8 protein-coding genes are annotated in these 11,735 nt (G+C 47.1%); 2 read left to right on the forward strand and 6 right to left on the reverse strand.

Features of this window, described 5'->3' with window-relative positions:
* Nucleotides 1–126: 126 nt before the first annotated feature.
* Together AB4512_RS02220 and greB are read right to left on the reverse strand one after the other, a co-directional pair.
* Complete coding sequence (locus tag AB4512_RS02220) at nucleotides 127–2,457, reverse strand: Tex family protein (RefSeq protein WP_372174267.1); 2,331 nt, start codon at nucleotides 2,455–2,457, stop codon at nucleotides 127–129.
* 664 nt (nucleotides 2,458–3,121) lie between these two features.
* Nucleotides 3,122–3,604 carry a transcription elongation factor GreB gene (greB, locus tag AB4512_RS02225; protein ID WP_017063080.1) on the reverse strand — a complete coding sequence of 161 codons (483 nt, stop codon included), beginning with the start codon at nucleotides 3,602–3,604 and terminating at the stop codon, nucleotides 3,122–3,124.
* Nucleotides 3,605–3,782: 178 nt separating this feature from the next.
* On the opposite strand from greB, the gene ompR reads away from it, so the two are divergent.
* The gene (gene ompR / locus AB4512_RS02230; protein ID WP_008218409.1) at nucleotides 3,783–4,502 is read left to right on the forward strand and encodes a two-component system response regulator OmpR; all 720 of its coding nucleotides are present in this window, start codon (nucleotides 3,783–3,785) and stop codon (nucleotides 4,500–4,502) included.
* A gap of 153 nt (nucleotides 4,503–4,655) precedes the next feature.
* A complete protein-coding gene (gene envZ, locus AB4512_RS02235) occupies nucleotides 4,656–5,951 on the forward strand; it encodes a two-component system sensor histidine kinase EnvZ (RefSeq protein WP_017062469.1) in 1,296 nt (431 codons plus the stop codon).
* Nucleotides 5,952–6,227: 276 nt separating this feature from the next.
* On the opposite strand, the gene recG is transcribed toward envZ, so the two are convergent.
* The 4 genes from recG to gmk all read right to left on the reverse strand — a co-directional run bounded on the left by recG (nucleotide 6,228) and on the right by gmk (nucleotide 11,679).
* Complete coding sequence (gene recG / locus AB4512_RS02240; protein WP_372174269.1) at nucleotides 6,228–8,306, reverse strand: ATP-dependent DNA helicase RecG; 2,079 nt, start codon at nucleotides 8,304–8,306, stop codon at nucleotides 6,228–6,230.
* A gap of 177 nt (nucleotides 8,307–8,483) precedes the next feature.
* Entirely contained in the window at nucleotides 8,484–10,610 is a 2,127-nt protein-coding gene (gene spoT, locus AB4512_RS02245; protein ID WP_372174271.1) for a bifunctional GTP diphosphokinase/guanosine-3',5'-bis pyrophosphate 3'-pyrophosphohydrolase, read from the reverse strand.
* Between the two features lie 53 nt (nucleotides 10,611–10,663).
* Complete coding sequence (gene rpoZ / locus AB4512_RS02250) at nucleotides 10,664–10,936, reverse strand: DNA-directed RNA polymerase subunit omega (RefSeq protein WP_009848003.1); 273 nt, start codon at nucleotides 10,934–10,936, stop codon at nucleotides 10,664–10,666.
* 119 nt (nucleotides 10,937–11,055) lie between these two features.
* Entirely contained in the window at nucleotides 11,056–11,679 is a 624-nt protein-coding gene (gene gmk / locus AB4512_RS02255) for a guanylate kinase (protein WP_017062466.1), read from the reverse strand.
* Nucleotides 11,680–11,735 lie beyond the last annotated feature (56 nt).

Below are 11,735 nucleotides of genomic sequence, written 5' to 3' on the forward strand. Positions count from 1 at the left end.
TCAAAAGTTTACGAGTCAACCAAGCTTCGATGTCTTTTTTGAACACATAATAAAAAAACCTGCATACCCTAAGGGATGCAGGTTTTCTGTTTTTAAGCTAATCCGTTTTTTAGGTGAGCTAACGGATTACTTTTTCGCTTTAGCAAAAGCAGCTGCGAATGCACCGCCCATTGCGCTATTTTGTTGTGGCTCTTCACGACGGCGTTGTCCACCTTGCGAGTGTTGATTCGGGCGGCTTTGCGTGCGAGGTGCACTTGAACGTTGAGCTCGGTTGTCTTGTCCCGGCTCGTCTTTCATACGCATGCTGAGTGCAATACGTTTACGCTGAACATCCACTTCCATCACTTTCACTTTCACGATGTCACCCGCTTTAACCACTTCACGTGGATCAGAGACAAAGCGATCGGTAAGCGCTGAAATGTGCACTAAACCATCTTGATGAACGCCAATATCGACGAAGGCACCGAAGTTAGCCACGTTTGATACCACACCTTCTAGAATCATGCCCGGCTCTAAGTCTGAAACGCTGTTTACACCGTCGGCGAAGGTAGCAGTCTTGAACTCTGGGCGAGGGTCACGGCCCGGCTTGTCCAGCTCTTTGATGATGTCAGTCACCGTCGGTACACCAAAGTTTTCATTGGTGTAATCAATTGCATGCAGGCCACGCAGGAAGTCTGTGTTACCCACCAGAGATTTGATGTCTTTGTGGTTTTTCTCAGCGATGCTTTTCACCACAGGGTAAGCTTCTGGGTGAACCGATGATGCATCGAGAGGGTTCTTGCCGTCCATAATTCGTAGGAAACCAGCACACTGTTCAAAGGCTTTTGGCCCCAAGCGAGCGACTTTCTTCAGCGTAGTACGTGCTTCGAAGCGACCATTCTCATCACGGAAATCCACGATGTTTTGAGCGATGGTGCTAGAAAGGCCCGCTACGCGAGTTAGCAGTGCGGCAGACGCAGTATTCACATCAACGCCTACGGCGTTTACACAGTCTTCGACAATCGCATCTAGACGCTTAGCGAGCATAGTTTGGCTCACATCGTGTTGGTATTGGCCCACACCGATCGATTTAGGGTCAATCTTCACCAGCTCTGCCAATGGATCTTGCAGACGACGCGCGATAGACACCGCACCACGGATCGATACGTCCATGTTCGGGAATTCTTTTGCCGCTAACTCAGATGCTGAGTACACCGATGCACCTGCTTCGCTAACTATAATTTTTTGCGCTTTTAGGTTGCCACGCTTAATCACATCAGCCACGAAGCTGTCGGTTTCGCGTGAAGCCGTGCCGTTACCAATCGCAATCAGGTCGACATTGAACTGACGAACCATCTGCTCAACCACGTGTGCCGATTTGTCGTATTGCTTTTGAGGTGGGTGAGGGTAAATCGTTTCTGTCGCGAGAACCTTACCGGTTGAATCCACGACAGCGATTTTCGAACCGGTACGTAAACCCGGGTCCAAGCCTAAGGTTGCTCGAGGGCCAGCTGGCGCTGCCATGAGTAGGTCTTTTAGGTTGGTTGCGAATACTTCAATCGCTTCGATCTCAGCACGCTCTTTCATCGCACCCATCAATTCTGTTTCCATGTGCATAGAAACCTTGATGCGCCATGCCCAGCTAATCACTTGCTTACGCCATGCATCCGCAGGTGCGCTGCTTAAGGTAATACCGTAGTGATCAGAGATGATGTTTTCGCAGTAAGAACCACGTACACCTTCTTCTTGCTCTGGGTCTGCGTTCATTGCCAGTGTTAGGAAGCCTTCATTGCGGCCACGTAACATGGCAAGTGCACGGTGAGACGGTACTTTGCTCAGAGCTTCGTTATGCTCGAAGTAGTCTTTGAACTTCTCACCTTCGTTCTCTTTGCCAGCCACAACACGAGCACCAAGCTCTGCATTACGATTTAGGTGTTGGCGAATCTTTTCAAGCAGGTTTGCGTCTTCCGCAATGCGCTCCATGATGATCGCGCGTGCGCCATCGAGTGCAGCTTTGGTATCGGCAATGCCTTTATCGCTGCTGATGAAGTTAGCGGCTTCCGTTTCCGGATCGTGCTGTGGTTCATTCCACAGTGTGTCGGCAAGTGGTTCTAAGCCCGCTTCAATCGCGATCTGGCCTTTAGTACGGCGCTTTGGTTTGTATGGCAGGTATAAATCTTCTAGGCGAGTCTTGCTGTCTGCTTGAGTGATATCACGCTCGAGTTCTGGCGTGAGTTTTCCTTGGTCTTGAATCGACTTAAGAATTGTTTGGCGACGATCGTCTAGCTCGCGAAGGTATGAAAGGCGGCTATCAAGGTTACGTAGTTGGGTATCGTCTAAGCCACCCGTAACTTCTTTACGGTAGCGGGCAATAAAGGGAACGGTGTTACCGTCGTCAATTAGGTTTACTGCGGCAGTGACTTGCTCAGAACGGACATTCAGTTCTTCAGCGATCAGTCGACAGATAGCTTGGCTCATCCGATGAATCTCTTATTTAATATCATGACAAATACATGGGGGTGAGCGTACGCTTTTTCTAGCTTTGGCTGTGTAATTATCCTGTCAGAAGTCGAATTTCCGTTTCTGATACCCGCTTTGTGCGAGATCTCTTACAAGTGATGTGAGACTAAGTCGCTTTAGACCGATGAAATCGTCTTGATGTTACATTAAGTTGCTGATTTTATTTGATTGTGTGTTTGTGGGCGTATTTCTCACCTGAAATGTTTTTTAAGACTATCTAGGAAACACGGCCATTTGCCGTAATATTTAACTTGTCGACAGGGAGTTGGCAGGAACAGGAAAAAGCCTAATGGACTAGGTATCTTCAGGATGAAGATTTGATTACTTAGGATGAGTGGTCAGCAAGGAAGTGATAATCTCTGGATGAGATTCGCCAGTCAGGATGACAGGCTAGAATGGACACCGCTAGGATGGCGATGAACAAAAAGGAAATTGGTTAAAGGATTTAGCCACTATCAAGGAAAGATGCAGGGAGCACCTTATCTCGAAGAGATAAACAGTAGCCGGATTGCTGCGATAGAGACTTAACCCCGCTAGGCGAAAGCCTTGCGGGGTTTTCTTTTATCTGGAGTTTGGGTTTGCTTGAACACTCAGCTCATCGCTAGGTGTTTATTAGGTTTGGTTATTCGTTGTCTGCGTAGCAAATTGAGTTAATGAACCACTCTTTGTCGCCTTCTGGTGTTTTTACCGTAAACTCATCATCCACTTCTTTCTTGAGCAGAGCTCTAGCCATTGGTGAGTCGATAGATATATAGCCTTTAGCATCGCCGTAGATCTCTTCTGGGCCGACAATTCGAAACTTCTTAATTTCCCCATCATCATTCTCAATTTCGACCCAAGCACCGAAAAAGACCTTACCTTCTTGTTGAGGTGAGTAATCCACGATCGTGACATCAGGTAGGAACTTTCTTAAGAAACGCACTCGGCGATCAATCTGACGAAGCAAACGCTTATTGAAGGTGTAATCTGCGTTTTCTGAACGATCTCCTAGGCTTGCAGCCCAAGTGACTATTTTGGTGATCTCTGGACGCTTCTCGTGCCATAAGTGGTCATGTTCTGCTTTGAGTTTGTTATAACCTTCTCGGGTGATAAGTTTGGTTTTCATAAATCTGACTTAATGAAATGATGATCTAAGATAGAATATATAGAAAGGCAACATACGTTAACAATTATTTAGGCGACTTTTTCTCCAATAATGTTACATTTTTAATGTCTTATACCAATATACAATTTACCAAGAATGCTTAACCTTAGGTTTAAGCTTTAATAGGTGGAACCATTACATGCAAGAAAACTACAAAATTTTAGTGGTCGATGACGATGCTCGTTTACGTGCACTGTTAGAACGCTATCTGTCAGAGCAGGGCTTTCAAGTGCGTAGCGTGGCAAACAGTGAGCAGATGGACCGCCTGTTAACCCGTGAAAATTTTCACTTGATGGTATTGGATTTAATGTTGCCGGGCGAAGATGGTCTATCGATCTGTCGTCGTCTACGAAACGCAAACAACTCGCTACCAATCCTGATGCTTACTGCAAAGGGTGATGAAGTGGATCGCATTGTGGGCTTGGAAGTGGGTGCTGATGATTACCTGCCAAAACCATTTAATCCACGTGAACTGCTTGCTCGTATTAAAGCTGTACTGCGTCGCCAAGTCATTGAAGCACCGGGTGCACCAAGCACAGAAGAGTCTGTGGTTGAGTTTGGTGAGTTCCGCTTGAACTTAGGTACTCGCGAAATGTTCCGCGGTGAAGAGCCAATGCCGCTTACTTCGGGTGAATTTGCGGTTCTTAAGTCCTTGGTAACGAATGCTCGTGAGCCAATGTCTCGCGATAAGCTGATGAACATGGCTCGTGGCCGTGAGTATTCAGCAATGGAACGTTCTATCGATGTTCAGATTTCACGTCTGCGTCGTCTAGTTGAAGAAGATCCAAGCAAACCTCGCTACATCCAAACGGTGTGGGGCTTGGGTTATGTATTCGTTCCAGATGGCAAAGCTGTGTAATTCAGCTTAATAAGCTCTACAGTAGCTTTATCGATTCTGTGAATCTTACGGGTCATCTCATTAATATGCGATGGCCCGTTTTCTATTCAGCACAATGGTTTAGAGTTATAGTCATATAACACTTTCTTTATCTTTCTACATCTCGGGTACCCCATGCGTATACGTAGCTCCTTTACTCAGTCGATAGTGCTTTTCTTAACGCTATTGGTCGCTAGCCAAATTTTTTCTTATTACGCGGTGTTTAACTATGCGTTGATGCCAAGTTTGCAGCAGTTTAATAAGATTTTGGCTCACGAGCTAAACCTGGTATTGGACCAAGGCAGTGATATCGAGATCGATGCGCCATTGCGTCAGCGTGTGCTTGAACAGCTCGGGGTAACCGTTCACGCCAAGGACAGCGAAGCGGCGGGTGAGTATTACCATGCGGTCGCAATCGACCTGATGAGTGAGGAGATGACCAAGGAGCTGGGTTCTGAAACTGAAGTGCGGCTGATCTTGGGTAAAGAGAGCTATGTGCTTTGGATGGACATTGCGCAGTTACCCAACTCTTTAATTCGTATTCCGTTATCAGAGCTGCAAGAAGAGGATTTTGCACCACTGTTTCGTAACAGTCTGATCATGGCGCTGTTGATTGTCGCAGGTGGTTGGTTGTTTATCCGATTGCAAAACCGTCCGTTGATAGCGCTAGAGAAAGCGGCGCAAGGTGTCGGGCGAGGTGATATTCCACCGCCATTGCCAGTTCAAGGCGCACAAGAGATTCGCTCGGTAACTCGAGCCTTTAACCAGATGTCGAAAGGCATCCAAGAGCTAGAAGAAGACCGCGCCTTGTTGATGGCGGGTATCAGCCATGATTTACGTACTCCGTTAACGCGTATTCGCTTAGCAACCGAGATGATGTCGCCAGAAGACAGCTATTTGGCGGAAGGCATCATCAGTGATACCGAAGAGTGTAACGAGATCATCAGTCAGTTCATGGATTACCTAAAGCCTGTTGACAGAGACTCATTCCAAGCGGTGTTTGTCGATGATATTGCGCGAGAAGTCTCTAGCTCTGAAGGTGGCTATGAGGTCCAGATTGAAACCGATATTCCAGAAACCATGAAACCTGCGTTGGGCAACCCGATCGCAATGAAGCGTGCTGTGAGCAACTTGGTGGTGAATGCGCTGCGTTACGGTAATGGTTGGGTCAAGGTATCAACTGGTATGACGGCGGATAACAAGCTTGCTTGGGTGACGGTAGAAGATAACGGGCCGGGTATTCCACAAGACCAGATCGGAAAGCTGTTTGAACCTTTCACGCGTGGTGACACGGCTCGTGGTAGCGAAGGAACGGGCTTGGGCTTAGCAATTGTGAAACGTATCGTTAGCCAGCATCAAGGTGCTGTTGTGGTCAATAACCGCAGTGAAGGTGGCTTAAAAGCGCAGATCAGTTTCCCGGTTAAGCCCTAGTTATCATCGGTCCGTTTGATGACGATAAGTTCGGTTCGGGGAACGGTTAAGAGATCCCCGACTCGGTCATTCTTCCCTCTCCGAGGATGACGAATTGCTAACCATGGACTTTGATGATGAAAGTTTACTTTGATCGTCATTCCCTATCGTGAGGAACGAGCGAATAGGGAATCTCGCTCTTGCTTGATGAAAGTAACGCACACTAAAAAGGCTTCCTTGAGGAAGCCTTTTTTACGTTTGAATACGGTCTCAGTGTTAACTATGCCTTAGTGTTAACTACGCCTTAGAGTAAACATCGCGTTCACCCAACCAACGGTTGATGATCGCCTTAGCATTGTCTGGGTAGCTATCGTGAATATGACGCGCAATACGCTGCACTTCAGGTATCAAACGTTGGTCACGAATTAGATCAGCGATCTTGAAATCAGCCAAGCCAGTTTGTTTGGTACCGAGCAATTCACCGGGGCCACGGATTTCTAAGTCGCGCTGTGCAATCACAAAGCCATCGTTACTTTCACGTAGCACACCTAGGCGTTTCTGAGCGGTTTTAGACAGCGGAGAGTGATACAACAATACACAATGACTTGCGACCGAACCTCGGCCGACACGGCCACGCAGTTGGTGCAGTTGCGCTAGGCCAAGACGTTCTGGGTTCTCGATGATCATTAAGCTCGAATTCGGAACATCCACACCAACTTCAATCACGGTTGTCGCAACCAATAGATGCAGCTTGTTCTCTTTGAACTCTCGCATCACCGCTTGTTTCTCGGCGGGTTTCATACGGCCATGGACTAAACCAATTTTTACGTCAGGCAGTTTGCGTTGTAGCTCTTCTGCTGTATCAGCTGCAGCTTGAGCTTCCAGTACTTCCGATTCATCAATCAGCGTACATACCCAGTAGGCTTGTTTGCCTTCATTGAGACACGCATTTTTCACACGTTCAACAATGTCATCGCGCTTGGTATCAGGAATTGCCACGGTTTGAATTGGGGTTCGTCCCGGTGGCAGTTCATCAATAATCGAAGTTTCGAGGTCGGCATAGGCCGTCATTGCTAACGTTCGTGGGATTGGGGTAGCGGTCATGACCAACTGATGTGGGTAGTAGCCTTGCTTTGCGCCTTTCTCACGTAGCTCTAATCGCTGGTGGACACCAAATCGGTGTTGCTCATCAATGATCACTAAACCAAGGTTTTTGAACTCGACATGCTCTTGGAACAGGGCATGAGTACCGACCACCATTTGCGCTTCGCCACTGGCAATACGTGTTAGTTCAGTTTCACGAGCTTTGCCTTTGAGCTTACCTGCTAGCCATCCAACTTGAATACCCATTGCCTCAAACCAGTTGGCAAAGTTAATCGCGTGTTGTTCTGCGAGTAGTTCAGTGGGTGCCATAAGTGCTACTTGCTGACCATATTCGAGTGCGCGAACGGCTGCCAGTGCGGCGACTAAGGTTTTACCAGAGCCCACATCACCTTGCACTAAACGCATCATAGGATGCGGCTTTTCCAAGTCAGCTTCGATCTCTTTGGTCACTCGTGCTTGGGCATTGGTTGGTGAAAACGGCAGCTGAGCCAGTAGCTTATCTTTAAGGGTGTTTACTGGAGGAAAAGGCATTGCCTTGTCTTGCTGCCCTTTGCTACGAACAGACAACATAGACAGGTTTTGAGCCAGTAACTCTTCCATAATTAGGCGCAGTTGCGCAGGGTGCTTGCCTTCATCAAACAGCTCTAGGTCAATGCCCGGGGGCGGCCTGTGAATGGTATGCAGTGCTTGTGCGAGGGTAATTTGGTGGTCGTATAAACCTGATGGGAGAAGCTCGTTAACTGCGGCCTTGTCGATTAGCTCTAAGGCTTGATCGGTAAGATTACGCAGCGTGACTTGTCTTAGCCCTTCGGTGGTTGGGTACACCGGAGTCAGATTGGCTTCAACGTCTGGCTGTTGCCTCGGCGCAAAGAATTTGTAGTCAGGGTGGACGATCTCAAGCCCCATATTACCGCGCTTGATCTCACCATAAGCATGCACTTGTTTGCCTTCGGCAAAGTTATTCTTCATGCCTGCAGTGAAGTTGAAAAAACGCAGTGTAATAGTGCCATTACCATCACTGATCTTTACTGCGAGCATCTTACGTTTACCGAAAATGGTATCGACGTGCATTACCTTGCCTTGCACTGCTGCCCATAAACCAGCATGAAGTTTTACGATTGGATAGATACGCGTTCGATCTTCGTAGCGCAAAGGCAGGTGAAATAGCAGGTCTTGTACATTGTTAAGCCCAACCTTCTCTAGTTTCTCTGCGACTTTAGCGCCGACTCCAGATAAAGAGTTGAGAGGGATAGCAGATAAAAGCTGTGACATAACAAGGCTCATAAACGTAAGAGAGATGATCTATTCAAGCATTTTACTGGATTTTTGTACAGGCAGGAATGGGAGGGAGCGCGGTAAATACTAGGATTACGGTTATAAAAATCCCCTTAAGCGATAAAGCATTAAGGGGATTTAAATTCTTGGCAAAACTATTATCAAGTTTAAACGTTAGTTCTTACGACGTCTTACTTTCAGCGCGTGTGGCATCACACGTAGCTTTTTCATAATACTCGCAAGGTGAACACGATCTTTGGTCGTCAGCAAGATTGTCACTGTGTACAAGCGTCCATCACGTTCTTCGGTTGAAATACCATGAATGTTTGAGCCTGTTTTCGAGATAACGTTAGTTAACTCAGCCAGTGCACCTTGGTGGTTCTGCAGATCAACCTGAAGTTCAGCTGTGAACTCTTGGTCGTAATCGTCAGACCATTCCACCGCCATGTACTTGTCTGGTTCTTTTTGGTAACCACGAACGTTTGGACACGTTTCACGGTGAACCACAAGGCCACGACCTGGAGAGACATGGGCAATGATGTGATCATCTGGAATCGGGTGACAACAGTTAGCGAACGTCAGTAGTAGACCTTCAGCACCACGGATCGGAAGTTTCTTCCTCGGTGTGTCACTGTTGTTTTCTACTTCAGTCAGTTCGTCAGCATCACCAAGCAGACGACGAGCAATTACGATACTCATCAGCTCACCAAGACCAATCGACGCCAGTAAGTCTTCAACATTGTCTAGGCGAAGATCAGACAATACGTGGTCGATATTCTCTTGGCCGATATCGCCAATAGAGTGTTCGCCAAGTGCGTGGTTCAGTAGACGACGACCTAAGGTAATCGACTCTTCGCGGCGCATCGTTTTTAGAACCTGACGGATTTTAGTACGTGCGCGTGAGGTCACTACGTAGTTGAGCCATGCTGCATTCGGGCGTGCACCCGGAGCACTGATGATCTCAATCGTTTGACCGTTTTTCAGTGATTTGCTGAGTGGGTAAGGGTTCATGTCTACACGAGCACCTACACACATGTTGCCGACATCGGTATGTACCGCGTAAGCAAAATCGACCGCTGTTGCGCCCGCAGGAAGTTCGACAATGCGACCCTTCGGCGTGAACACGAAGATCTCATCTGGGAACAGATCAGACTTAACGTTTTCAATGAATTCGAATGAGTTACCCGCGCTTTGTTGCAGCTCAAGTAAGCTCTGCATCCAACGTTGTGCTTTAACCTGTGCGGTTGTGCCATTACTGCTGCGTGAGCCGTTGCCTTTGTAAGACCAGTGCGCTGCGACACCTTTGTCTGCCATTTGATCCATATCTTCAGTACGGATCTGAACCTCAACTGGCACCCCGTGAGGGCCGATCATTGACGTGTGCAGAGATTGGTAGCCGTTGGCTTTTGGTACCGCAATGTAATCTTTCATGCGGCCAGGACGAGGCTTGTACAGGCTGTGAGCCTGACCAAGTACGCGATAACAAGTATCTGGGGTATCAACCACGACGCGGAAAGCGTAGATGTCCATAATGGTGTGGAAGCGCTGCTCTTTAGTTTTCATCTTGTTGTAGATGGAGAACAGGTTCTTTTCACGACCAAGTACGCGAGCTGGTAAACCGACCTCTTCAAGGCGGCCTTCAATTTCGCTATGGATACGTTGGATCATTTCCTTACGGTTACCACGCGCAGCTTTCACTACGTTTTTAAGTACGCGATAACGGTTAGGATAGAGGGCTTCAAAGCCTAACTCTTCTAGTTCGGTCTTGATGTTATGAATACCAAGACGGTGAGCTAGTGGAGAATAAATCTCTAGGGTTTCACGAGCAATACGACGCTTTTTGTCAGGACGAAGTGCCCCAAGCGTGCGCATGTTGTGAGTACGGTCAGCTAATTTGATCAAGATAACGCGGATGTCTTGCACCATGGCGAGAACCATCTTGCGGAAGTTCTCTGCTTGCGCTTCTTTGCGATCACGAAATTTAAGCTTATCCAGCTTAGATACACCATCAACCAATTCAGCAACGGTATTGCCAAATTTTTCCTCTAGATCTTCTTTAGTGACATCACAGTCTTCGATGACATCATGAAGCAGAGCAGCTTGCAGGGTTTCGATATCCAGACGCATTTCTGCCAGGATTCTTGAAACAGCTACAGGGTGGATAATGTATGGTTCACCGCTTGAGCGGGTTTGCCCTTCATGGGCGTCTCTCGCTACCACATAAGATTGACGCAGAGCCTCAATTTGAGGCTCTGTTAGGTATTCTTGGGCAACGTCTTTGAGGCTATCGAATAGATACAAATTAAAGGCCCGGAAGGTTAATTAGTTCGAATGACGCTTTTTGCGAATATGAGCTAACGAGTGTGAGCGATGCTGCTTACTGCTGCAAGTTCAGCCGCTTCTTGCTCTTGTTGCTCTTGACGTTCACGAGCATCTAGTACGTCTTTAGTGATAAGACCTTCTTCGATTTCGCGAAGAGCGATAACCGTTGGCTTATCGTTTTCTTCAGGCACTAGTGAATCTTTACCGCCAGTTTGCATTTGACGTGCGCGGCGAGCCGCAATAAGAACTAGGTCGAAACGGTTGCCAACTTTTTCAACAGCGTCTTGAACAGTTACGCGTGCCATGAGGACTCCAAATAGTAATTAACTAATAAATTTTTGATGACGAGAAAGTATACAAGTTTAACTAGATACTTTCTAGATCACCGTATACTTATCTCAATAGAAAATCTAGGGGATCTAGATTATTCCGCTAATAAAGCAGTAAGCATGCCGCTGTATTTCGCTGCTTGCTTATCTTCTTTTAAGCGTTCCGCACGAATGATAGCTCTGAAGTCCATTAGGGCTGCATCAAAGTCGTCATTCACGATCACATAATCATATTCTGCATAGTGAGAAATCTCTGATTTTGCTTCGCTCATGCGTTTCGCAATAACTTCGTCGCTGTCTTGACCGCGAACATTCAAACGACGCTCTAGTTCACCATTTGATGGTGGAAGAATGAATACACTCTTCGCTTGAGGCATTTGTTCACGGATCTGACGAGCACCTTGCCAGTCGATATCTAGGAATACATCGATACCGCGGTTTAGGTTTTCTTCAATCCAAACGCGTGAAGTACCGTAGTAGTTGCCGAACACTTCAGCGTACTCTAGGAATTCACCTTTAGTAATAAGGTCTTCAAAATGATGCTTCTCTACGAAGTGGTAGTGAACACCATTTTCTTCACCAGGGCGCATACCGCGAGTGGTGTGTGAAACAGATACCTTCATTGCGTAGGTTGGATTGGTTTCTAGCATTGCTGAGATCAAGCTCGACTTACCTGCGCCACTAGGTGCAGATACGATGTAAAGAGTACCTTTGCCCATCTGTATATTTCCACTGTTGGTTGGATTGAGTGAAGGCAATAAACCTACACTTTAAA

The sequence above is a fragment of the Vibrio sp. 10N.222.52.B7 genome (assembly GCF_041474275.1).
GTDB classification, from domain to species: Bacteria; Pseudomonadota; Gammaproteobacteria; order Enterobacterales; family Vibrionaceae; genus Vibrio; species Vibrio crassostreae_C.